This is a genomic window from Burkholderia sp. Se-20373, assembly GCF_017104705.1.
Taxonomy (GTDB): domain Bacteria; phylum Pseudomonadota; class Gammaproteobacteria; order Burkholderiales; family Burkholderiaceae; genus Burkholderia.
This window is the reverse complement of record NZ_JAAGPH010000034.1, coordinates 24,945-48,528: the sequence shown is the minus strand read 5'-3', so window position 1 is coordinate 48,528 and position 23,584 is coordinate 24,945. Positions and strand designations below refer to the sequence as shown.

21 protein-coding genes are annotated in these 23,584 nt (G+C 68.3%); 7 read left to right on the top strand and 14 right to left on the bottom strand.

What is annotated here, in order from left to right:
• Nucleotides 1-87: 87 nt before the first annotated feature.
• From xdhC to xdhA, 3 genes are all read right to left on the bottom strand, one after another.
• Complete coding sequence (xdhC, locus tag G3N96_RS14315; RefSeq protein ID WP_124576607.1) at nucleotides 88-705, bottom strand: xanthine dehydrogenase accessory protein XdhC; 618 nt, start codon at nucleotides 703-705, stop codon at nucleotides 88-90.
• Nucleotides 706-789: 84 nt separating this feature from the next.
• A complete protein-coding gene (xdhB, locus tag G3N96_RS14310; RefSeq protein ID WP_206137595.1) occupies nucleotides 790-3,153 on the bottom strand; it encodes a xanthine dehydrogenase molybdopterin binding subunit in 2,364 nt (787 codons plus the stop codon).
• An 18-nt stretch (nucleotides 3,154-3,171) separates the two neighbouring features.
• The gene (xdhA, locus tag G3N96_RS14305) at nucleotides 3,172-4,737 is read right to left on the bottom strand and encodes a xanthine dehydrogenase small subunit (protein WP_206137594.1); all 1,566 of its coding nucleotides are present in this window, start codon (nucleotides 4,735-4,737) and stop codon (nucleotides 3,172-3,174) included.
• 338 nt (nucleotides 4,738-5,075) lie between these two features.
• Between xdhA and G3N96_RS14300 the strand changes: the two genes are divergently transcribed.
• Entirely contained in the window at nucleotides 5,076-6,290 is a 1,215-nt protein-coding gene (locus G3N96_RS14300) for an MFS transporter (protein ID WP_206137593.1), read from the top strand.
• 37 nt (nucleotides 6,291-6,327) lie between these two features.
• On the opposite strand, the gene G3N96_RS14295 is transcribed toward G3N96_RS14300, so the two are convergent.
• The 4 genes from G3N96_RS14295 to G3N96_RS14285 form a co-directional block, all read right to left on the bottom strand.
• Nucleotides 6,328-6,729, bottom strand: a complete 402-nt coding sequence (locus tag G3N96_RS14295) for an RES domain-containing protein (protein ID WP_241022634.1) — start codon at nucleotides 6,727-6,729, stop codon at nucleotides 6,328-6,330.
• Entirely contained in the window at nucleotides 6,660-6,920 is a 261-nt protein-coding gene (locus tag G3N96_RS39200) for an RES domain-containing protein (protein WP_241022633.1), read from the bottom strand. Before G3N96_RS39200 ends, G3N96_RS14295 begins: the two co-directional genes overlap by 70 nt.
• Nucleotides 6,921-6,929: 9 nt before the next feature.
• The gene (locus G3N96_RS14290; protein WP_241022637.1) at nucleotides 6,930-7,583 is read right to left on the bottom strand and encodes a hypothetical protein; all 654 of its coding nucleotides are present in this window, start codon (nucleotides 7,581-7,583) and stop codon (nucleotides 6,930-6,932) included.
• Between the two features lie 121 nt (nucleotides 7,584-7,704).
• Complete coding sequence (locus G3N96_RS14285; protein WP_124576601.1) at nucleotides 7,705-8,595, bottom strand: EamA family transporter; 891 nt, start codon at nucleotides 8,593-8,595, stop codon at nucleotides 7,705-7,707.
• 135 nt (nucleotides 8,596-8,730) lie between these two features.
• Between G3N96_RS14285 and G3N96_RS14280 the strand changes: the two genes are divergently transcribed.
• Entirely contained in the window at nucleotides 8,731-9,666 is a 936-nt protein-coding gene (locus tag G3N96_RS14280) for an AraC family transcriptional regulator (protein ID WP_089439334.1), read from the top strand.
• A gap of 27 nt (nucleotides 9,667-9,693) precedes the next feature.
• Here G3N96_RS14280 and G3N96_RS14275 read toward each other — a convergent pair whose 3' ends face one another.
• Both G3N96_RS14275 and G3N96_RS14270 read right to left on the bottom strand, forming a co-directional pair.
• Entirely contained in the window at nucleotides 9,694-10,905 is a 1,212-nt protein-coding gene (locus tag G3N96_RS14275) for an alanine--glyoxylate aminotransferase family protein (protein WP_124576599.1), read from the bottom strand.
• Between the two features lie 57 nt (nucleotides 10,906-10,962).
• Nucleotides 10,963-11,241, bottom strand: coding sequence for a hypothetical protein (locus G3N96_RS14270; RefSeq protein ID WP_185634112.1), 279 nt, complete (start codon nucleotides 11,239-11,241; stop codon nucleotides 10,963-10,965).
• 417 nt (nucleotides 11,242-11,658) lie between these two features.
• On the opposite strand from G3N96_RS14270, the gene G3N96_RS14265 reads away from it, so the two are divergent.
• The 5 genes from G3N96_RS14265 to G3N96_RS14245 all read left to right on the top strand — a co-directional run bounded on the left by G3N96_RS14265 (nucleotide 11,659) and on the right by G3N96_RS14245 (nucleotide 17,270).
• Complete coding sequence (locus G3N96_RS14265) at nucleotides 11,659-12,642, top strand: LysR family transcriptional regulator (RefSeq protein ID WP_124576597.1); 984 nt, start codon at nucleotides 11,659-11,661, stop codon at nucleotides 12,640-12,642.
• A 30-nt stretch (nucleotides 12,643-12,672) separates the two neighbouring features.
• Nucleotides 12,673-13,671, top strand: a complete 999-nt coding sequence (locus tag G3N96_RS14260; protein ID WP_011351100.1) for a 2-hydroxyacid dehydrogenase — start codon at nucleotides 12,673-12,675, stop codon at nucleotides 13,669-13,671.
• Between the two features lie 180 nt (nucleotides 13,672-13,851).
• A complete protein-coding gene (gene bluB, locus G3N96_RS14255) occupies nucleotides 13,852-14,616 on the top strand; it encodes a 5,6-dimethylbenzimidazole synthase (RefSeq protein WP_206137592.1) in 765 nt (254 codons plus the stop codon).
• Nucleotides 14,617-14,846: 230 nt separating this feature from the next.
• Nucleotides 14,847-16,016, top strand: coding sequence for an MFS transporter (locus G3N96_RS14250; RefSeq protein WP_206137591.1), 1,170 nt, complete (start codon nucleotides 14,847-14,849; stop codon nucleotides 16,014-16,016).
• Nucleotides 16,017-16,109: 93 nt separating this feature from the next.
• The gene (locus tag G3N96_RS14245; protein ID WP_124576593.1) at nucleotides 16,110-17,270 is read left to right on the top strand and encodes an MFS transporter; all 1,161 of its coding nucleotides are present in this window, start codon (nucleotides 16,110-16,112) and stop codon (nucleotides 17,268-17,270) included.
• Nucleotides 17,271-17,447: 177 nt separating this feature from the next.
• Here the strand turns inward: G3N96_RS14245 and fahA are convergent, their stop codons facing one another.
• Genes fahA through G3N96_RS14220 form a run of 5 tightly spaced genes read right to left on the bottom strand, consistent with a single transcriptional unit; the run spans nucleotide 17,448 to nucleotide 23,377 of the window.
• On the bottom strand, nucleotides 17,448-18,752 hold the full coding sequence (gene fahA / locus G3N96_RS14240; RefSeq protein ID WP_206137590.1) for a fumarylacetoacetase: 1,305 nt from the start codon (nucleotides 18,750-18,752) through the stop codon (nucleotides 17,448-17,450).
• Nucleotides 18,749-20,083, bottom strand: a complete 1,335-nt coding sequence (hmgA, locus tag G3N96_RS14235; protein ID WP_206137589.1) for a homogentisate 1,2-dioxygenase — start codon at nucleotides 20,081-20,083, stop codon at nucleotides 18,749-18,751. Before hmgA ends, fahA begins: the two co-directional genes overlap by 4 nt.
• 15 nt (nucleotides 20,084-20,098) lie before the next feature.
• Nucleotides 20,099-21,460, bottom strand: a complete 1,362-nt coding sequence (locus G3N96_RS14230) for an MFS transporter (protein ID WP_206137588.1) — start codon at nucleotides 21,458-21,460, stop codon at nucleotides 20,099-20,101.
• Complete coding sequence (locus G3N96_RS14225; RefSeq protein WP_206137587.1) at nucleotides 21,457-21,687, bottom strand: DUF2783 domain-containing protein; 231 nt, start codon at nucleotides 21,685-21,687, stop codon at nucleotides 21,457-21,459. The genes G3N96_RS14230 and G3N96_RS14225 overlap by 4 nt, the downstream gene beginning before the upstream one ends.
• Nucleotides 21,688-21,715: 28 nt before the next feature.
• Complete coding sequence (locus tag G3N96_RS14220) at nucleotides 21,716-23,377, bottom strand: FAD-dependent oxidoreductase (protein WP_206137586.1); 1,662 nt, start codon at nucleotides 23,375-23,377, stop codon at nucleotides 21,716-21,718.
• Nucleotides 23,378-23,584: the final 207 nt, after the last annotated feature.

The following is a 23,584-nucleotide window of genomic DNA, read 5'->3' as shown; positions in this document are numbered from 1 at the left end:
GCACGTGCACGGTAAGGCGCGGCCCGATGCCGCGCGTCGTCGTGCAGTGTATGCAAAATCGCGCGGCCCTGCGCTGGCCGCGCGTGACTACCGCGCGCAGGACACGTCGTCGCGCGCACGCCCCGAAGCGGCGGCCTTCGCGTCGGCCACCGGCATGCCCGAGCGCGCCTGCAGCAGCTCCGCGCACACGGCCACCGCGATCGCGCCCGGCGCCTTGTCGACGATGCCCGCGACACCGATCGGGCACACCATCTCCACGAGCCGCGCCGGATCGACGCCGCGCGCGGCAAGCCGGCGCTCGAACTTCACGCGCTTGGTGCGCGAGCCGATCATCCCGAAGTACGCGTAGTCGCGCCGCCGCATGATCTGCGCGGCGAGCGAGAAGTCGAGCGCGTGGTTGTGCGTCATCACGAGGAAGTACGCGCCGGGCGGCGCCGCGTCGACGACGGCCTCCGGCGTGTCGGTCGGCTCCGGCTGCACGTTCGGCGGACATTCGTCCGGGAACAGCTCATCGCGCGTGTCGACCCACTGCACGACGCACGGCAGCGCGCCGAGCAGCGTAACCAGCGCGTGACCGACGTGCCCGGCGCCGAACAGCACGATGTGCATCGGCGCCGACGTGCCGGTCGCGCGGTTGCGCTGGCCGGTGCCCGGCGCGAACGCCGGGTCGGACGCGGTGCGAAGCGAGCGGGCGGGGCCGTTCATGTCGGCCTCCGCCGGGCCGCCCCAAGGAGGCTGACCGCTCCCTCGGGTGGCAATGAACGAAGAGAACGGGGGGGCCGTTTCATCTCAGCCTGCCTGACCGGCGCGTGCCGCCCGCACCGCGCTGACCGCGCGCAGGATCGACTCGCCGGTCGCCGGCGCATCGAGCGGCGGGTTCACCTTGTAGTCGCCGACCGCGGCCACCGCATCGCGCACCGCGAAGAACACCGAGAACGGCAGCAGCAGCGGCGGCTCGCCGACGGCCTTCGAACGGTGGATGCTGTCCTCGACGTTGCGGTTGTTGAACAGCTTCACGTTGAATTCGGGCGGCGTGTCGTTCACCGTCGGGATCTTGTACGTGGACGGCGCATGCGTCATCAGCTTGCCGCCCTTGTTCCACCACAGCTCCTCGGTCGTGAGCCAGCCCATCCCCTGGATGAACGCGCCTTCGACCTGGCCGATGTCGAGCGCCGGGTTCAGCGACGCGCCCACGTCGTGCAACGCATCGACGCGCAGCGTGCGCATCTCGCCCGTCAGCGTGTCGATCACGACTTCCGACACGGCCGCACCGTACGAGTAGTAGTAGAACGGCCGGCCCTGCAGCTTCGACTGATCCCAGTACAGCTTCGGCGTCGCGTAGAAACCGTCGGACCACAGCTGCACGCGCGCGAGGTACGCCTTCGCGATCACTTCGCCGAACGGCACGCCGTTGCCGCCCACCCACACGATGTCGTTGGCGAACTTCACGTCGGCCGCATCGACCGTGCCGTCGCCGAACTGCTTCGCCGCGAACACCGCGAGCCGCTCGCGCAACTGGCGCGCCGCATCCTGCGCGGCCTTGCCGTTCAGGTCCGAGCCCGTCGACGCAGCGGTCGCGGACGTGTTCGCGACCTTGCTGGTGTCGGTCGCCGTCACGCGGATCCGGCCGAAGCGGATGCCGAGCTCGTGCGCGACGACCTGCGCGACCTTCGTGTTGAGCCCCTGCCCCATCTCCGTGCCGCCGTGGTTCACGAGCACCGAGCCGTCGGTATAGATGTGCACCAGCGCGCCGGCCTGGTTGAAGTGCGTGACGTTGAACGCGATGCCGAACTTCACCGGCGTGATCGCGATGCCCTTCTTCAGCACCGGGTTGCGTGCGTTGAATTCGCGCACGCCCGCACGCCGCGCGCGGTAGTCGCTCGTCGCTTCGAGTTCGCCGAGCAGCTCCTGCAGCACGTTGTCCTCGACCGTCTGCCCGTACGGCGTGACGTTGCGTTCGGTCTTGCCGTACAGGTTCGCATAGCGTACGTCGAGCGGATCGCGATCGAGCGCGCGCGCGACGTCGTCGAGGATGTACTCGATCGCGAACGCGCCCTGCGGGCCGCCGAACCCGCGGAACGCGGTATTCGACTGCGTGTTGGTCTTGCCGCAGTAGCCGGCGATGTTCACGTCGCCCAGCCAGTACGCGTTGTCGAAGTGGCACACCGCGCGCGTCATCACCGGGCCCGACAGGTCGGCCGAGAAACCGCAGCGCGACGTCATGTCGAGCGCGACGCCGTCGATGCGGCCGTCGTCGTCGTAGCCGACGTCGAAGCGGTAATGGAAGTCGTGCCGCTTGCCGGTGATCATCATGTCGTCGTCACGGTCCGGACGCAGCTTCACCGGGCACAGCAGCTTCCACGCCGCGAGCGCCGCGCAGCACGCGAACAGGCCCGACTGCGATTCCTTGCCGCCGAACCCGCCGCCCATCCGGCGGCATTCGACGAGCACGTTGTGCGACGCGACGCCGAGCACGTGCGCGACGAGGTGCTGCATCTCGCTCGGGTGCTGCGTCGAGCAGTACACGTGCATCCCGTCGTCGTCCTTCGGCACCGCGTACGCGATCTGCCCTTCGAGGTAGAACTGCTCCTGGCCGCCGAGCAGCATTTCGCCCGACTCGCGGTGCGGCGCGACGGCGAGCCGCGCGGCCGCGTCGCCGCGCGCGAGCTTCAGCGGCGGGATCACGTAGGTTTCGGCCGCGCGTGCTTCCTGCGCGGTGAGGATCGCCGGCAGCTCCTCGTAGTCGACCTGGGCGCGGCGCGCGGCGAGCCGCGCGGTTTCATGCGACGTCGCGACGACGATGAACATCGGCTGGCCGACGAACTGCACGATGCCCTTCGCGAGCACCGGATCGTCGTGGATGATCGGGCCGCAATCGTTGACGCCCGGGATGTCGTCGGCCGTGAACACGGCGACCACGCCCGGCGTCGCGCGCACCGCGTCGAAGTTCATCGACACGATCTTCGCGTGCGGCTTCGCCGACAGGCCGAGCGCCGCGTGCAGCGTGCCCGCGACGACCGGGATGTCGTCGGTGTAGGTGGCACGCCCGCTGACGTGCAGGTGCGCGGATTCGTGCGCGCGCGATACGTGGACCTGCGCCGCGTCGGCTTGCGGGTCGAGGGTGCTCAGGAACGGTTCTGCTTGCTGGTTCATGTTCGGTGTTCTCCGTCTTCAGACGCGCGCCGCGTCGGTGCCGAGTTCGGCGGCCACTTCACGCACATTCAGGGCTTGCGGCGGCAGCGGGTCGTGCGGGCGCGTCTCCAGCCAGAAGCGATACATCAGGTTCTTCGCGGTATCGAGGCGGTACGTGCTCGTCGCGCGCATGTCGGACAGCGGCTGGTAGTCGCGCTCGAGCGCCTGCATCGCGGCCTGCGCGGTGGCTTCGTGCCACTGCGCGCCGTCGAGCACGGCTTCCGTGTGCGCCGCGCGCTTCGGCGTCGCCGCCATCCCGCCGAACGCGATGCGCGGCTCGCGGATCGTGTCGCCGTCCGCGATGAACGCGAACGCCGCGCACACGGCCGAGATGTCGGAGTCGAACCGCTTCGACAGCTTGTACGTGCGGAATTGCAGCTTTTCGCGCGCGCCGGTGCGGGTCGGCACCTTCAGGCCGACGACGAATTCGTGCGGCGCCATGTCCTTCTGCTGATAGCCGGTGTACAGCGCCTCGAGCGGCAGCTCGCGCACCGTGTCGCCGCCGCGCAGCACCACGCGCGCGCCGAGCGCGATCAGGCCCGGCATCGAATCGCCGATCGGCGAGCCGTTCGCGACGTTCCCGCCGATCGTGCCCGCGTTGCGGATCGGCAGCGACGCGAAGCGCTTCCACATCTCGGTCAGTTCCGGATACTGGCCGGCCAGCGCCGCATACCCTTTCTCGACCGTCACGCCCGCACCGATTTCGATCCAGTCGTCGCCGCGCACGATGTTCTGCAGTTCGGCGATCTGGCCGACGTAGATCAGGTCGTCGAGCCGGCGCATCTGCTTGGTGACCCACAGGCCGATGTCGGTGCTGCCTGCCAGGATGCGCGCGTCGGGCCGCTCGGCCTTCAGCGCGGCCAGCGCGTCGAGCGTGCGCGGCGCCGCGAAGCGCGCGCCGTTGATCGTCGTGTAGTCGAACGTGTCGTCGCGCTTGAGCGACGCGAGCGTGCGGGCCAGCGCGGCCGTGTCGACCGGCGCCGACCGGGCCGGCGCACCGTCGCCGGCCGCGTCGAACATCTGCACGGCCGCATCGACGATCGGGCGATAGCCGGTGCAGCGGCACAGGTTGCCCGTCAGCGCATCGGCGATCTCGGCGCGCGTCGGCACGTCCTTCGCCTTCGCGCACGTGCCGGCACTGCCGCAGCCCTCGTGGCCGTGCTTCTCGTACAGCGCCCACATCGACATCACGAAGCCGGGCGTGCAGAACCCGCATTGCGAGCCGTGGCAGTCGACCATCGCCTGCTGCACCGGATGCAGCGCGCCGTCCGGCTGACGCAGGTCCTCGACCGTCAGCAACGCCTTGCCGTCCAGCGTCGGCAGGAACTGGATGCATGCGTTGACGGCCTTGAACTCGACCGCGCCAGCGTCGGTCAGCTCGCCGACGACGACCGTGCACGCGCCGCAGTCGCCTTCCGCGCAGCCTTCCTTGGTGCCGGTGCAATGCGCGTCCTCGCGCAGGTATTGCAGCACGGTGCGGGTAACGTCGGCGCCGCTGACTTCGCGGATCGCGTGACGATGGTAGAAGCGGATCGGCTCACTCATGTCTCGATGGTTCTTCAAATGGGGGGCAAGGCGGCCCGCGCTGTGCGCTCGACCGACGTTTTTCTGACAGTTTGCACGCTATCACCATCAAATTTCGCAACCCATAGCCCATCACGCATGGGGCCCATATAACTGCCGCGATATGAGCGCCGGGCCCGCCCGGCGGCCTTTCCACACGGCGCTCCTGACGCCTTCCCTGCATCCCCGCGAACGTCCGGGATCCCCGAAAACAGGTCGCGATGAACTAAATGGTACCTGCGGGAAAACCGGTTCCATGGGAAAATCCCGATTCCCTTTTTCGCCGTCCTCTGCCCGTCTCGTTCATTCGTTCCGACCCCATGTCAACCGATTCCGCCACACCGCCGCGCAGCGGGTTCGCGGTCACGCTGCAAATCGTGTCCGTCGTCTGCTTCACATTCATCTGCTACCTGACCATCGGCCTGCCGCTCGCGGTGCTGCCGGGCTTCGTCCATGACGACCTCGGCTTTTCCGCGATCGTCGCGGGCGGCGCGATCAGCGTCCAGTATTTCGCGACGCTCGCGTCGCGGCCGCTCGCCGGGCGCCTGGCCGATACGCTCGGCCCGAAGCAGACGGTGTTGCGCGGGCTGGTCGGTTGCGGCGTGTCGGGCGTGCTGCTGCTCGTCGCGCTGCTGCTTGCGCACTGGCCGGTCGCGAGCCTCGTGCTGCTGGTCGCGAGCCGGCTCGTACTCGGCGTCGGCGAGAGCCTGTGCGGCACCGGCGCGATCCTGTGGGGCATCGGCCGGGTCGGCGTCACGCACAACGCGAAGGTGATCTCGTGGAACGGCATCGCGACCTACGGCGCGCTCGCGCTCGGCGCACCGGTCGGCGTCGCGATCGCGAATACGCTGAATCCGGCGCTGATCGGCGTGCTCGTGATCGCGCTGGCCGCAATCGGCTTCTACCTCGCGCGCCTGATCGCATCGGTGCCGCTCGTGCACGGTGAACGGATGTCGTATGCGAGCGTGTTTACGCGGGTGCTGCCGCACGGCCTCGGCCTCGCGCTCGGCTCGGCCGGCTTCGGCTCGATCGCGACCTTCGTCACGCTGTACTACGCGGCGCGCCACTGGCCGAACGCCGCCCTGTCGCTGACCGTGTTCGGCACGCTGTTCATCGGCGCGCGCCTGCTGTTCGCGAACACGATCAAGACGTACGGCGGCTTCCGCGTCGCGATCGTGTCGTTCGCATTCGAATGTTCGGGCCTGTTGCTGCTGTGGCTCGCGCCGGTACCGCACATCGCCCTCGTCGGCGCCGCGCTGACCGGCTTCGGCTTCGCGCTGATCTTCCCGGCGCTCGGCGTCGAGGCCGTCGCGCTCGTGCCGCCCGCGAGCCGCGGCGCGGCGCTGTCCGCGTACTCGGTGTTCCTCGACCTGTCGCTCGGCATCACGGGCCCGCTCGCCGGCTATGTCGCGGGCGCGTTCGGCTATCCGCAGGTGTTCCTGTTCGCGGCGGTGGCAGCTGCCGCGGGCGTCGCGCTGTCGATGGTGCTGTACCAGCGGCAGGCGCGGGTGGCGGAGAGCGGCGCGGCGGCATGAGAAGCGGGAGGCGCGTTGCCGCCCGCACCACGCGGGGTCAACGCAGCAGTACGTTGAAGTCCCGCAATACGCCGACCGCGTCGGGATGACGCCTGAACGGAACGGCGCGCCCGAGCGAGAGCTTCGGTTTGGCACGATCGAACAGCACGAGCGCTTCCGACGTGTTGAGATGGCGCGACATGTACAAAAACCCGTCGACGCGACGGGGATGCCGGTGGACGGCAAGCGACCACTGTTGCGGAACGTCGTACGGTGCGATGGTCGACAACGCACCGTCACCACCGAGATGTTTCAGCGGCAAGCCGTGCAGGACGGCGACGGTCAGCGGCGCGCCGTCAAATGAAAGGACGTAGCGATCGAGTTCGGTCGTTACGAGCGGAAACCGCCCAGCACCAGATCGGCGACTTCGTCGTGCAGCACCGTCTCGGCGAATGCGCAATGCAGATCGAAGCCGAAATAGCTCGTGCCGTACCGCCGCCGCTTGCGCGGATCGTCGAAGCGATTGCCGCCCGATTTCCCGAAGTAAGGCTCGCCGGTCGCATATCGCGAGATACGCACCAGCGCCGTCGGCGTAACTTCGCGAGTCACCAGCATTGCGCTCACGAAATGTTCCCCCGGCGCCGTCAGCAAACCGACCGCCTAGCGCTCGGCGAACGCCGTCGCGGCGCGCTCGACTTCATCCACCTTCCCGCGCGACAGCGCGACGAGTGGCGTAACGTTGCCCAGGGACGCCTTCGGCGTCGTGAAGAACTGCCATTTGCTCCATCCCGGCAAACCGCCCAGACATTGGGTCACCTTGCCCAACGTCTTGCGATCGATGTCCCCCGCCAGGTAGAAGGCCGGGTAGTACTGTGCGGCGCCGACATCGACCGTGAAGATCCGGCCGGACGCCACCGCCTTGCTGAGCGCCTGCCGCGTCATGCCGAGGCCGCCCCATGTCTGCGCGGCAGGCAGCAGCTTGCCGTCGGCGACCAGCATGTGCCGTTCCGCCTGCACCTGCCGCTCCGGATCGGCGACGACGCGCGCCGCCCGCTTCTTCCCGGCGGTCGCCTTCCTGTCGCGCGTCGCGGCCGCAGCAATGCCGAACGTGATCGTGCCGGCCAGATCGATGACCTGCGCGATGCCGACCTTGAACAGGTGCCCCAATTGCTCGTCAGACAGGCTGAGCAGCGCCCGCGCGCGATCCGGGCCGAGCATGGTCGCCGCACCGACAGCGCTGCGCAGCGCTTCCTCCGTCTCGACGTCAAGAACGACGCCTGTCCCTTCCAGCGCATGAGCCCGCGCAATCATCATCACCTCCCGTCACGACCGGAAGGATCAAGCGTAGCCCCGACTCGAAACCAAGTCAACCGTGTCAACCCAATCGACCGTTCGCCACGTTCCTCGATCGTGCGTTCGCGCAGCTCCGAACTTCTCACGCCGTCCGCAAAAACAACCGCCGCGTCAGGTCGAACGCGACCAGGTTGCCGGCCACCACCAGCAGCAGGCCGACCACCGCGAGCGGCGACCACTGGTAGCCCTCGAACACCGTCGACACGGCCAGCGCGACGATCGGGAACAGCACCGTGCAGTACGCGGCGCGCTCCGGCCCGATCCGGCCGACGAGGGTCAGATAGGCGGTAAAGCCGATCACCGAGCCGGGCACGGCCAGGTAGACGAGCGCGCCGAGATAACGCGGGCTCGTGTCGAGCGTGAACGGCATCCCGGCCACCACGCTGCCGACGGTCAGGATCGCCGCGCCGATCAGCATCGCCCAGCCATTGGTCGCGAGCGGGTGCAGCCCCATCGACTGCATCCGGCTCGACAGCAGGTTGCCGATCGAGAAACACATCGTGCCCGCGAACGCGATCGCGAGCCCCATCCACGTCGCGTGGTCGTCGAGATGGCCGGCCATCTGCTGCCAGAACAGGCACGCGATGCCGGCCAGCCCGAGCAGCGCGCCGGCGATCGCCGACGGCCGCAGCGGACGGCCCATGAACAGCCGGCCGTTGATCGAGTTCAGCAGCGGCGCGGTCGAGAAGATCACCGCGACGAGGCCGCTCGGCACGACCTGCTCCGCATAGTAGAAGCACAGGAAGTTCAGGCAGAACAGCGCGAAGCCCTGCGCGAGGAGAAAGCGCCACGCTTCGCGCGGCGGGCGCACCGGCCGGCGCATCACGCGCAGCAACGCGAACAGCACGGCGGCCGCGAGCCAGAAGCGCCAGGCGATCGACACGGGCGGCGGCACGGCGCCGAGCTGCCATTTGATCGCGATCCAGGTGGTGCCCCAGATCAGCACGGTGACGAAATAAAGCGACAGGTTCATGGCGGCAACGATCCCAAAAGCAGGTGAAACGGATCCCGACTATGCCGCCGCCCGGCGCGCGCCGATTGTCCGGAATTGCGGTCTTTTTCGGGCCGCCGCACGCGGCGCCGCGCGCCCGCTTATACTCGGCCCATCATGAGCCTCTCCCTTTCCGCGCCCCCCGTCGACCACCCCACCGCCCTGGCGGGCGGCGATCTGCCGTTCGGCCTGCAGTCGGTCTGCCGCACGCTCGCGGACGCGAACGCGACGCTCGAGCGCTTCGCGTGGCTCGGCGACCATCTGGCCATCGCCGAATGGACGCGGATCACCGACGAAAGCGAGACGGTCTACGAGCAGCCGGGCCACCACACGCTGTCGTGCTACCTCGACGGCGGTTACCGGACCGAACGCCAGCGCGTGCCGCGCTACGGCGCGCCGAGCCTGCTGTGCGCACTGCCGGGCGACCACGAATCGCGCTGGTGGGTGCGCGGCGAGATGCACTTCATCCACCTGTATTTCCTGCCCGAACACTTCACGCAGCGCGCGATCCGCGAACTCGACCGCGAGCCGCGCGAGCTGAAGCTCGCCGACCGCACTTACTTCGAGGATGCGCGCGTCGCCGCGCTGCTGCGCTCGCTCGCGCTGGACGGCTGGGACGATGCCGACGAACGGCTACGCGTGAACGAGACCGCGCACGAGGTGCTGAGCCTGCTGCTGCGCGGGCAGAGCACGACCCGCACCGACACGTCGTTCCGCGGCGGGCTCGCACCGGCCGTGCGCCGCCGCGTGCGCGACTACATCGACACGTACCTGACGCAACCGCTGACGCTCGGCGAACTCGCGGACGTCGCCGCACTGTCCGAGTACCACTTCTCGCGGATGTTCCGGCTGTCGTTCGGCCGCGCGCCGCACGCGTGGGTGGCCGAGCAGCGCCTCGCGCGGGCACGCGAGCTGCTGCGCACGACGGCGCTGCCGCTCGCGCAGATCGCGGCCGACTGCGGCTATGCGAACGCCGGCCACTTCAGCCATCGCTTTCGCGACGCACATGGCACGACGCCGAACACGTACCGGCGCGCGATGCAGGGCCGCTGAGTGCGGCCCCTTTTTCCCGTTCCCCGCTTACGCGCCGCGCCGCGACAGTTCCTGTTCGAGCGCCGCGACGCCGGCCGGCAGGTCGACCGGCACCTTCAGGTCGACCATCGTGCGGCCGAACGCATGCAGCGTGCGGAACAGGTTGTGTTCGCGGCACTGCTCGCCCATCTGCCCGATCCGTACGATCGGCAAGCCGAACGAGCCCGAAATCTCGACCTGGTACTGCTTCGAGATATGGCCGCAGACCATTCCCGGCGTGAGCCCTTCCGGCGTCTCGATCCCCACCACTGAATTGAGCCGGCAGTCTTTCGGCGCATAGAGCTTGAGCCCCATCGACTCGACGCCCGCCTGCAGCGCGAGCGAGCAGCGCAGGTGGCGCGCGAAGCGGCTTTCGAGCGTCTCCGCGCAGACGAGCCGCAGCGCTTCGTGCAGCGCGAGCACGCCGGACACGGGCGCCGTGTAGTGATAGCCGGCGTTGTGCCAGAAGTTCTCCGCGAGCGCCATGTCGAGGCACCAGTGCGCGTTCGGTTCGGGGCGATGCTTCATGCGCTCCCATGCGGCGTCGGAGAACGCGATCAGCGACACGCCCGGGATCGACGACAGCCCCTTCTGGCCGCCGGTGATCACCGCGTCGATGCCCCACGCGTCCATCTCGAGCGGCATCGTCGACAGCGTGCACACCGCGTCGACCACGACCAGCGCGCCTGCCGCCTTCGCGAGCGCCGCGATGTCGCGCAGGTCGCGGTTCCATACGGTGTTCGACGTCTCGCCCTGCACGATCGTGACGATTTCGGGCCGCTCGCGCGCGATCGCGTCCGCGATCTCGTCGAGGCCGGCGACCGCGCGGTCAGCCACTTCGAGTGTCGAGACGTCGGCGCCGACGCGCGTGGCCATCTCGGCCATCCGTGCGCTGAAGAAGCCGTTGCGGATCGACAGCACGCGCGTGCCGCGCCATGCGAGATTCGAGATCGCCATCTCCATCGCGGCCGAACCGGGGCCCGCGACGCCGAGCACCCACTTCGTGCGGGTCTGGAACACGTAGCGCGCCATCTCCTTCACCTGCTCGATGATCTTCGCCATCGTCGCGCCGAGGTGGTTGATCACGACCGTGTTCGCCTTCGCGACGGCGGCCGGGATCGGGACCGGGCCGGCCCCCATCATCAGCAGCGGTTCTTCGGGCAGGATCGCGTCGAGCGGCACGACGACGGGACAGGGAATCGGCGAGTAATCGATGGACATGGCTGGTAAAAGGTGAGGAAAGGAAGTGCACGGACGCCCGCCGCGCTGCATGGCGGACTAAACGATCATTCCGCGTTCCGCCGCCTCGCGCAAGAGGCACGCGCGGCCGGACAGCGCGATGGTGGCCCGGTCGCCGAACCGGGCCAGCCGGCCGTGCGCGGGTCGCACACCGCTCATCCGGATTGAAAACGGATTGTCGGCCAGGGTGTGAAACGGTTCCACTCGGGCGTCAAGCGCACGATTTTCTCCGCCAATAACACCGCGCTCCGTCAACGTCGCCGCTTCAGCGCGACTTCCGTATCGATTGAAATAGACCAGATCCGTGATGAAAATCATCACGCGGAATCCGATACGCAAAACCCTCGCACAATCCAAAACATCCATTATTGCGGCATGAATTGGGGCACGCTTCCTTCCAATAGCTGAACAAACTCACACAAATAGCTCACAACCCGTTGAATAAAATAGACAATATTCGCACCAAACATGCTTATCGAATATCGTGCCACCTTTGAACGGCAGGCATGCCAGACAGCACTACGTTTAACGCGTTACTCCCGATTTCGATTTTCCGCAACCCGCCGCTTTTCTCAGGTTGACGGATATCGCGCTGTATTGAACAATCATCTGCGGAATCGAAGAAAACGATTTTTCGATACGACGGAAAACTGAGGGCCGCGCGAGGCGATTTCGAGGTCGCGCGGCGTAAAGCCACAACCATAATCAATCAACCGGGCCAGAAATACGCAAGCCATGAACCAGATTCAGACCATGCGTGTATTCGTCTGCGTCGCCGAGCAACAGAGCTTCCGGCGCGCGGCGCACCATCTCGGCGTGTCCAATGCACTCGTCACGCGTTCGATCGCGATGCTCGAGGGCCACCTGAACACCCGGCTGATCCACCGCACCACGCGGAACCTGTCGCTCACCGAGGCCGGCGTGCGCTACCTCGACGGGTGCCGGGCGCTGCTCGAGGAATTCGATCACCTCGAATCGTCCGTCGCGCATGCCGTGCGCGAACCGGCCGGCACGCTGCGCGTCGTCGCGTCGGGCCTGCTGTCGCCGCTTGCGCTGACGCCGCTCGTCAGCAGCTTCCGGCGCCGCTACCCCGAGTTGCGCGTGCAGCTGACCGTCGCCGAGGGGCCGCTCGACGTGCTCGATTCCGGGTACGACGTCGGCATCGTCACGGGCAACCGGCTCGACGGCAACCCGACGCTGATCGGCCACGCCCTTTCACCGAACCCGTTCGTCGCGGTCGCGGCACCGGCCTATCTCGAGCGACGCGGCGAGCCGCGCCTGCCCGACGACCTGCCTGGCCACGACTGGGTCACGCTCGCGCCGCACCAGCATGCGCCCGCGTGGCAACTGGTCGGCCACGACGGCGTCGCACATTCCGTCACGGTGCGTCCGACCTGCACGGTCAACCAGCTCGCGCTCGTCCACGCGGCGGCCGTGGCCGGGGCGGGCATCGCCGTGCTGCCCGAGCCGTGCGTCGCCAGCGCGCTCGCCAGCGGCGCGCTCGTGCGGCTCATGGCCGGCTACCGGATCGACGATCCCGACACGCAGTTGTCGCTCGTCTATCCGAACCGCCAGTACGTGCCGGCCCGCACGCGCAGCTTCGTCGAGCACGCGCTCGATCACTTCAGCGCGCAGCCGGACCGCGAACGCACCGATTACGGCTTCCTGCGGCCGTCGCGCGGGCCCGACCGCTCCGACATCGTCACGGGGCTGCAGTAAACTGCGCGCGTCAGCCTTCGGAGGTGCAGCGTGCGCGTGATCCTGTTCAGCAGCCGGCAGTACGACGACGATTCGTTTGCTGCCGCCAACCGGCAGTTCGGCTATCGGCTGCACTTCCAGCCGTCGCACCTCGACGCGGAAACCGCGATCCTCGCGCATGGCTATGACGTCGTCTGCCCGTTCGTCAACGACACCGTCGACGCGGCCGTCCTCGAACGGCTGGCGGACGGCGGCACGCGCCTGATCGCGCTGCGCTCGGCGGGCTTCAACCACGTCGACCTGGCCGCCGCCGAGCGGCTCGGCATCACGGTCGTGCGCGTGCCCGCCTATTCACCGCACGCGGTTGCCGAGCACGCGGTCGCGCTGATCCTCGCCCTCAACCGCCGCCTGCCGCGCGCCGTCGCGCGCACCCGCGAAGGCGACTTCTCGCTGAATGGCCTGCTCGGCTTCGACCTGCACGGCAAGACCGTCGGCGTGATCGGCACCGGCATCATCGGCAGCGTGTTCGCGAAGATCATGATGGGCTTCGGGATGCATGTGCTCGCGCACTCGGTACCGCCGTACAACGACGAGCTGATCGCGTTCGGCGCGCGCTATGTCGCGCTCGACGAATTGCTGCACCACGCCGACATCGTCAGCCTGCACTGCCCGCTGCTGCCGTCGACGCACCATCTGATCAACGAGCGAACGCTCGCGCGGATGAAGCACGGCGCGATGCTGATCAACACCGGGCGCGGCGGCCTCGTCGATGCGCAGGCGCTGGTCGACGCGCTCAAGAGCGGCCAGCTCGGCCATCTCGGGCTCGACGTGTACGAAGAGGAAAGCGGGCTCTTCTTCGAGGATCACTCCGACCTGCCGCTGCAGGACGACGTGCTCGCGCGGCTGCTGACGTTCCCGAACGTGATCGTCACGTCGCACCAGGCATTCTTCACGCGCGAGGCACTCGCCGAGATCGCGCACACCACACTGTTGAACATCGAGGCGTGGCATGCCGGCACGCCGCAGAACGTCGTGACCGCGAATCGCTGAGAAATCGACGAAACCGGCTCGTTTCATGGCTGCAAGCGATACCGCAATCGTTTGCTTTTGATCGCCGCTGAAAACACGACCTTTTGCATCAACAATTTCGCGCTTTGTTTCAAATGATGTAACGCGGTGCGCGCGCCGTCTGCTATCGTTGCGCCGACGTTATCCCGCCTCCTCCCGTCCATGCGTTTCGACGATTCCGACATCGCCGCCGTCTACCGCGCCATTTTCGAACGGCGCGACATGCGCCACTTCACGCCGGCGCCCGTCGATCCCGCCGTGCTCGCGCGCCTGCTGCGCGCGGCGCATCACGCACCGAGTGTCGGCTTCATGCAGCCGTGGCGCTTCATCCGCATCACCGATCCGGCGCTGTGCACCGCGATCCACGCGCTGGTCGAGGCCGAGCGCCGTGCGACCGCCGACGCGCTCGGCGAGCGACAGGACGAATTCATGCGGCTGAAGGTCGAAGGCGTACGCGAATGCGGCGAGCTGCTGGTCGTCGCGCTCGCCGACGGCCGCGAGCGCCACGTGTTCGGCCGCCGCACGCTGCCGGAGATGGATCTCGCGTCCGCGGCTTGCGCGATCCAGAACATGTGGCTCGCGGCCCGCGCCGAAGGGCTCGGGATGGGCTGGGTATCGCTGTTCGACGTCGATGCGCTGCGCGCGCTGCTGCGGATGCCCGACGGCGCGAAGCCGATCGCGGTGCTGTGCGTCGGGCACGTCGACGCGTTCTATGCAAAGCCGATGCTCGAGCAGGAGCGCTGGGCGGCGCGGATGCCGATCGAGGCGTGCCTGTTCGAAAACGGCTGGGACGATCCGGCCGCGATCGAAGCCGCCGGCTCGCCGTCGTCGCGCGCGGACGTGGCGGATGCGGCAACGGAAACTGGGGGCGACCCGGCAAGCGCTTCGACCACGAGCGTCGGCGAGTCCCCCGAACGCATCGCCTAACGCCCCCGCCATCATCGTTCCGCCCCCCGCAATTTCACCGCCGCCCCCCGCCGAATCCCACACTGTGAGCGTCACGCGGGCAATCGCGTCGCACGCCGGCAACAACCGTTTTGGCCCCAAGCATAGGGGTTTTCACTGAAGTAGAATCGCGGCTGTCGTTCGCCTTACCGCCCGCCCGTCCCGCGCATTCCGCGCCAGCCCGAGCGGCGGCTTTTCCCGAGCCCACCGCGATGCCCTTACCTCTTTTCGCCCTCGCCGTCGCCGCATTTGGAATCGGTACCACCGAGTTCGTGATCATGGGGCTGCTGCCCAATGTCGCGCGCGATCTCGGCGTGTCGATCCCGGCCGCCGGCATGCTTGTGTCGGGCTATGCGCTCGGCGTGACGATCGGTGCACCGATCCTCGCGATCGTCACCGCGAAGATGCCGCGCAAACGCGCGCTGATGGGCCTGATCGGGCTGTTCATCGCGGGCAACCTGTTCTGCGCGATCGCCCCGGGCTATGCGGTGCTGATGGCCGCGCGCGTCGTCACCGCGTTCTGCCACGGCGCGTTCTTCGGGATCGGCTCGGTGGTCGCGAGCAACCTCGTCGCGCCGAACCGTCGCGCGCAGGCGATCGCGCTGATGTTCACCGGCCTCACGCTCGCGAACGTGCTCGGCGTGCCGCTCGGCACCGCGCTCGGCCAGGCATACGGCTGGCGCGCGACGTTCTGGGCCGTCACCGGCATCGGCATCGCCGCGGCCGCCGCGCTTGCCGTCTGCCTGCCGAAGCATCTCGCGATGCCCGACACCAGCATCACGCGCGAATTCAGCGTGCTGAAGCACCCGCAGGTGCTGATGGTGCTCGGCATCAGCGTGCTCGCTTCGGCCAGCCTGTTCAGCGTGTTCACGTACATCACGCCGATCCTCGAAGACGTGACGGGTTTCTCGCCACGCCAGGTCACCTACGTGCTGCTGCTGTTCGGCCTCGGGCTGACGGTCGGCGGCACGCTCGGCGGCAAGCTCGCCGACTGGCGCCGGATGCCGTCGCTGATCGCGACGCTCGCGCTGATCGGCGTGGTTCTCGCGCTGTTCGCGGGCACGATGCACCTGCCGTTCGCCGCGCTCGCGACGATCTTCGTGTGGGGCATCCTCGCGTTCGCGATCGTGCCGCCGCTGCAGATCCTGATCGTCGACCGTGCCAGCGACGCGCCGAACCTCGCGTCGACGCTGAACCAGGGTGCGTTCAACCTCGGCAACGCGACCGGCGCATGGCTCGGCGGGATGGCGATCGGATCCGGCGTATCGCTCGTGAACCTGCCGTGGGTCGGCGTTGCGATGGCTGTCGCGGCGCTCGCGCTCACGCTGTGGTCGGCGTCGCTCGAACGCCGACCGGTGGCAGCGCCGACCGAGTACGTGTAACGCAACCCTGTCGAAATCGTTGCGTGCACAACTCCACTCGAAGCTGATGGCCTTCATGGACCTTTCAAGGTCCGCGGTGTAGCATCCCCGCCGATGAAAGCCATTCTTAATCGCGATTTCCTCGCACTCATTCTGAGCGTCGCGGTCGTCGGTCTCGGCACCGGCGCCACGCTGCCGCTCACCGCACTCGCACTGACCGAGGCCGGACACGGCACCAACGTGGTCGGGATGCTGACGGCTGCGCAGGCGCTCGGCGGCCTCGCGATCGTCCCGTTCGTCACCGCGCTCGCGCGGCACATCGGCTCGCGCCGCGCGATCGTCGTGTCGGTCGTGCTGCTCGCGGCGGCCACCGCGCTGATGCAGTTCACGTCGGACCTGATCCTTTGGGGCGCGCTGCGCGTGCTGTGCGGCGCCGCGCTGATGCTGCTGTTCACGATCGGCGAGGCGTGGGTCAACCAGCTCGCCGACGATTCGACGCGCGGCCGCGTCGTCGCGATCTACGCGACCAATTTCACGCTGTTCCAGATGGCGGGCCCCGTGCTCGTGAGCCAGATCGCGGGCGCGACGAGCATCCGCTTCGCGCTGTGCGGCGCGCTGTTCCTGCTCGCGCTGCCGACGCTCGCGACGATCCGGCGCGCGCCGCTCGCCGGCGACGACGCGCATCACGAAGCGCACGGCCGCTGGCTCGACATCCTGCCGCGCATGCCCGCGCTGATCATCGGCACGGGCTTCTTCGCGCTGTTCGATACGCTCGCGCTGTCGCTGCTGCCGCTCTACGCGATGGATCACGGCGTCGCGAGCGCCACTGCCGTGCTGCTCGCGTCGATCATGCTGTTCGGCGATACCGCGATGCAGTTTCCGATCGGCTGGCTCGCGGACAAGCTCGGCCGCGAGCGCGTGCACCTCGGCGCAGGCTGGATCGTGCTCGCCGGCCTGCCGCTGCTGCCGTTCGTGATCGCCAATCCGTGGCTGTGCTGGCCGTTGCTGTTCGTGCTCGGCGCGGCGGCCGGCAGCATCTACACGCTGTCGCTCGTCGCATGCGGCGAACGCTTCCGCGGTGCGGCGCTCGTCACCGCGAGCTCGCTCGTGTCGGCGTCGTGGAGCGCCGCGAGCTTCGGCGGCCCGCTGGTCGCCGGCGCGTTGATGGAACAACTGGGCAGCCACGCACTGGTCGGCGTGCTGGTCGTCTGTGTCGCGGCGTTCGTCGCGGCCGCGCTGTGGGAGCGTCGCGTCGCGCTGCAACGCGCGGTTTGATGCAGATTGGCGTTGGCGTTGGCGTTGGCGCGCAGCGCCATGAACCGATACGCGTCAGCCTGCTCGCGTCCCTCCCGAAGTAAACGAAAACGGCCCGCGCAATGCGGGCCACCCTGTCCTTCCGGACTACGCGCGATCGACACGTGACCTACGCGTAACGTTTCGCGCTGCGATCCGTCACGCGCTGCGCGCCGGCAAAATCTTGCCCGCACACGCGCCGAAGCCGACCCGGTAACCGTCGCCCTGGCACCATCCGGCGAGCGTGAGCTCGTCGCCGTCCTCGATGAATGCGCGGCTGCCGCCACCGTTCAGCGCGACCGGCTCCTTGCCGTTCCACGTCAGTTCGAGCAGGCTGCCGAACGAATCCTTCGTCGGCCCGCTGATCGTGCCCGAACCCATCAGGTCGCCCACGCGCGTGTTGCAGCCCGCGACCGTGTGATGCGCGAGCTGCTGCGCCATCGTCCAGTACATGTGCTTGAAGTTCGTGCGGCTGATCGACGTGGCTTCGGCCGCCCCTTCCGCGCGCAGCGTCACTTCCAGCGCGATGTCGAACGCATGCTTGCCCGCGTGCCGCAGATACGCGAGCGGCTGCGGCGACTGCTCCGGCTGCGCGACGCGGAACGGTTCGAGCGCGTCGAGCGTGACGATCCACGGCGAGATCGTCGTCGCGAAGCCCTTCGAATTGAACGGCCCGAGCGGCACGTATTCCCACTGCTGGATGTCGCGCGCGCTCCAGTCGTTCAGCAGCACCATCCCGAAGATATGCGCTTCCGCATCCTCGCACGCGATCGGCTCGCCGAGCGCGTTGCCCTTCCCGACGATGAAACCCGTCTCCAGTTCGATGTCGAGCTTGCGGCACGCGCCGAATACCGGGCGCTCCCGGTCGGGCAGCTTCAGTTGCCCGTTCGGGCGCCGCACCGGCGTGCCGCTCACGACCACCGACGACGCGCGGCCGTTGTAGCCGATCGGCATCTCCGACCAGTTCGGCAGCAGCGCATTCTTCGGATCACGGAACATCGAGCCGACGTTGGTCGCGTGCTCCTTCGACGAATAGAAATCGGTATAGCCGGGAATGTCGACCGGCAGATGCAGCGTCGCGTCGCGCTGCGCGACGAGCACCTGCGCACGCAGCGCCGTATCGTCGCGCAACCGCGCGTTGTCGCGCGAAAGCAGATCAGACAGCTGCACGCGCACGCTACGCCATGCGTCACGGCCGAGCGCGATGAACGCATTGAGCGTCGGCGCGGCGAACACGTCGGCGCCGGCCGGCAGCGTCACGAGGCCCGCGCGCGCGAGCGCCGCGAGATCGACGATCTGGTCGCCGAGCGCCACACCCGCACGGCGCGACGCTTGCTTCGCATCGCTGAAGATCCCGAACGGCAGGTTCTGGATCGGGAAATCGCAGGCGGCGTCGTTCGCCGTCTCGACCCAGCTCTTGCGGGCCGGGTCGAGCGTCGCGCGCCAGTCTTGGGTATCGCTCATTTTTGCTCCGGATTGAAATGTTTCTTGATGCCTTGCCAGCATTCGAAGTAGTCGGCCTGCAGCTGCGCGGTGTCGAGCGCGTAGCGCGTCGGCCGGATCAGCGTGCGGGTTTCGAACATGAATGCCATCGTCGCGTCGACCTTGTGCGGCTTCGTCGTGTCGCTCGCGGACGCCTTCTCGAACGTATCCGCGTCGGGCCCGTGGCCCGACATGCAGTTGTGCAGGCTCGCTCCGCCCGGCACGAAACCTTCGGCCTTCGCGTCATAAGCGCCGTGCACGAGCCCCATGAATTCGCTCGCGACGTTGCGGTGGAACCAGGGCGGGCGGAACGTATCCTCGGCCGCGAGCCAGCGCGGCGGGAAGATCACGAAGTCGATCGTGTCGACGCCCGGCGTGTCGCTCTGCGACTGCAGCACCAGGAAAATCGACGGATCGGGATGGTCGTAGCTGATCGAGCCGATCGTGTTGAACAGGCGCAGGTCGTACTTGTACGGCGCGTAGTTGCCGTGCCACGCGACGACGTCGAGCGGCGAATGGCCGATGTCCGCGCGCCACAGCCGGCCGTTCAGCTTCGCGATCAGCTCGAACGCCCCTTCGCGGTCTTCGTACGCGGCGTGCGGCGTCAGGAAGTCGCGCGGGTTCGCGAGACCGTTCGAGCCGATCGGGCCGAGATCCGGCAGGCGCAGCTGGGCGCCGAAGTTCTCGCAGATATAGCCGCGCGCATCGCCGTCCGGCAGCGTGACGGCAAAACGCACGCCGCGCGGGATCACCGCGATCTCGAACGGCTCGACGTCGACCCGGCCGAATTCGGTCGCGATGAACAGGCGCCCCTGCTGCGGCACGATCAGCAGTTCGCCGTCCGCGCTGTAGAAGAAGCGATCCTGCATCGAGCGGTTCGCCGCGTACAGGTGGATCGCGCAGCCGTTCATCGCGGCGGCCGAGCCATTGCCGGCCATCGTCACGAGCCCGTCGACGAAATCGGTCGGCTCGACCGGCATCGGCAGCGGATCCCAGCGCAGCTGGTTCGGCGGTGTCGGCGGCACGTCGGTCGAATCGCCGAACTCCGACACGAGCCGTTGCGGCCCCGCATACGGCTCGAACGGCCGGTGCACGGCCGCCGGGCGGATGCGGTACAGCCACGAGCGGCGGTTGTGGCCGCGCGGCGCGGTGAACGCCGTGCCCGACAACTGCTCCGCATACAGCCCGTACGGCGCGCGCTGCGGCGAGTTGCGGCCGTGCGGCAGCGCGCCGGGCAGTGCCTCGGTCGCGAATTCGTTCGCGAAACCGCTCTGGTAGCCGGCGGTCGCCGGTTTAGACAGGTCAAGCATCATCGTTTCCTTTCTCCCTCAATTCATCGCGGCGTTCGGCGCCTGCGCGCCGTTGCGCCGCGTCACACCGGCAAGCCCCAGGACGAACAGCGCCGAGCACAGCACGGGCACCGCGGCCGCGTGGAACAGCGCACCGTTCGACCAGTTGAGCGCAATCAGTTGTCCGCCGACGAGCGGCCCGAGCACCGAGCCGATCCGGCCGATGCCGAGGCTCCAGCCGATGCCCGTCGAGCGCAGCGACGTCGGGTAATACTGGCCCGCGAGCGCGTTCACGGCCGGCTGCCCGCCGACCACGCAGAACCCGCCCGCGAACACGACCACCAGCAGCCACGGCAACGCATGCGCGACCGAGCCGATCAGCCCCACCGACACGGCCGCGCACGCGAAGCAGGCGAACAGCACGCGCACGAAGCCGTAGCGTTCGATGAACCAGCCGAGCGACAGCGTGCCGATCACGCCGCCCGTCTGGAGCACCGTGCCGACGATCACGGCCGTGCCCGGCGAATAGCCCGCGTCGCGCATCACGGTCGGCAACCAGTTCGACAGGAAGTACAGGTCGATGAGGTTCATGAAGCTGATCGACCACAGCAGCAGCGTGACCGGCAGGCGGCCGTGGCTGAACAGCTCGGCGACCGGCGCGCCGGTTGCGGCGCGCTCGCGCACGACGATCCGCGTGTTCGCATCGATGCCGGCCTGCGGCGCGAAATGCGCGAGCCACTCACGTGCCTGCGCGACGCGCCCTTTCAGCACCAGGAACTGCAGCGACTCCGGCAGCCGCGCGACCATCGCGATCGTCAGCACGAGCGGCACCGCGCCGCCGACGAAGAACACCGACCGCCAGCCGAGCGCCGGAATCAGCGCGGCGCTGATGAAGCCGCCGATCGCCGCGCCGAGCGTGAAGCCGCACGACACGATCATCATCCGCTTCACGCGATGCGCGGCCGGGCTGAACTCGCCGACCAGCGCCATCGCGTTCGGCATGATGCAGCCGAGGCCGAGGCCCGTGACGAAGCGCAGCGCCATCAGCACCGGGATCGAACCCGCGAACGGCGTCGCGAGCATCGTCACCGCGAAGAACAGCGTCGAGCCGATCAGCACCGGGCGCCGCCCGATCCGGTCGGCCAGCACCGACAGCCCGAGCGCGCCGATCAGCATTCCGAACAAGCTCGCGCTGAACACGGGCCCAAGCGCCTGCTTCGGCACGCCCCATTCGGCGATCACGCTCGGTGCGACGTAGCCCATCGCCTGTGCATCGAAGCCGTCGATCACGAGGCACAGCCCGCACAACACGAGCAGCATCCAGTGGAAGCCCGGGCGATGGGTCTCGTCGATCACGCGCTCGACTTCGAGCACGCGCGCGTCGGCCGGCGCCGCGCTCATTGCGTCACCTCGGCGGCCGGATGCACGGGCGGCGTCACGCCCCGGCGCGCGAGCGCCATCGCTTCGCGCAGCACGTCGGCGTCACCGATCTGGTTCGCGAGCAGCAGGATCAGCTTCGCGTTGACGAGCTGGCTGTCGGCGTCGGACAGGTCGCGATGCATGTCGATCAGCGCTTCGTAGAACGCGTCCGGATCAGCCAGGCGCGGGCGGGTGTCGAGTGGGGGCATGACGGAGTCTCCGGTGTATTTATCGTTTTCAGCGTGCGCAGGTCGCGCGCGCCAGTGCGTCGGCCAGCGCCTGACGGTCGAGCGTGCGCGACCGCGCACACACGTGCTGGTCGGGACGCAGCAGGTAGAACGTGCCGGGCTTCGCGTCGTAGCGTTGCGCGGCGAAGCCGTCGACGTCCTCCACGACGACGACACCCGCGACCGGCTGCGCGTGCCCGGCCGGCACGACGAGCACGGGCCGCACCGGCAGCGCGAGGCCGTCGAGCGCCTGCGCGAGCGCGGCCGCATCGCCAGGCAACCCGAACAGCACACCGGTGAAGCCGCTGCCCAGATGCTGCAACAGCCAGCCCGACGCGCCCTGCGTACGCACCGGCGCATCGGCCGCCGCCGCGCCCGGCCGCATCGCGCCCGCGAAGGCGTCGCCGTTGCGGTCCGGCGTGTTCAGCGGCGAATCGGCGAGCACCGCCGGCACCGACAGGCGGCCGCTGTTCACGAGCTTGCGCGCGAATTCGCAGTCGCGTGCAAGCTTCAGCGTCGCGTCGCGGAACACGCGTGACACCGGGCTTTTCGGCGTGATGAAGTCGGTCGAGCGCGTCGAGTTGCGGATGTTCTCGTCGGCCGCGAACTCGCGCTCGCTCGCATACGTGTCGAGCAGGCTGTCGGCCGAGCGGCCGTCGAGCACGAGCTTCAGCTTCCACGCGAGGTTGTCGGCATCCTGCACGCCGCTGTTCGCGCCGCGCGCGCCGAACGGCGACACGCCGTGCGCGGAATCGCCCGCGAACAGCACGCGGCCGTGCCGGAACGAGTCCATCCGCTGGCAGCGGAACGTATAGACGCTCACCCATTCGAGCTCGAACTCGACGTCCGGTCCGAGCAGCGCACGCACGCGCGGGATCACGCGCTCCGGCTGCTTCTCGGCGACGGGGTCGGCATCCCAGCCGAGCTGGAAGTCGATGCGCCATACGTTGTCGGGCTGGCGATGCAGCAGCACCGACTGATTCGGGTGAAACGGCGGATCGAACCAGAACCAGCGCTCGGTCGGAAACTCCGCCTTCATCTTCACGTCGGCGATCAGGAAACGGTCCTTGAACGTGCGGCCGTGGCTTTCGAGGCCCATCATCGTGCGCATCGGGCTGCGCGAGCCGTCGGCCGCGATCACGTACTGCGCGCGCAGCGTCGCGACGCCTTCCGGCGTCTCGATCGTCAGCACTGCGTGTTCGGCCGACTGGTCGATGCCCGTCACCTTGTGCTTCCAGCGGATGTCGATGTTCGGCAGCTCGAACGCGCGGTCGGCCAGGTAGCCTTCGACGTAGTACTGCTGCAGGTTGATGAACGCGGGGCGCGCATGCCCTTCCTCGGGCAGCAGGTCGAACGCGTACAGCTGCTCGTCCTGCAGGAACACCTTGCCGACGTGCCAGCTCACGCCCTTGTCGACGAAACGCTCGCCGCAGCCGAGCCGGTCGAAGATCTCGAGCGTGCGCTTCGCGAAGCAGATCGCGCGCGAGCCGGTCGACAGCGTGTCGTCGTCGTCGAGCAGCACGACGGGTAGGCCCTGCTGCGCCAGGTCGATCGCGGCCGCGAGGCCCACCGGGCCCGCGCCGACGACAATCACCGGGTGAACGGTCGCGTCCTGCGCACGCGGGCGGTATTCGAACTTCAGCGTTTGGTAATCGATGCTCATGGTCGCCATCCGCCCCTCAACCCTGCCGGGCGCTCGCCGGCACGCCCGTCATCCCGCCCGTCGCCTGCCGGCGCGCCGCGCCGCTCTCCCGCATGCAATTCCTGTCAACCGCCACGTCTCGCTCCTTGCTTCCTGTTGATTCGTGAACGGCGCCGTTTCGCGGCGCCCGCATGCCGCATTTCTTGATCGGCGACAAATCCTGGATTTACGAATAGT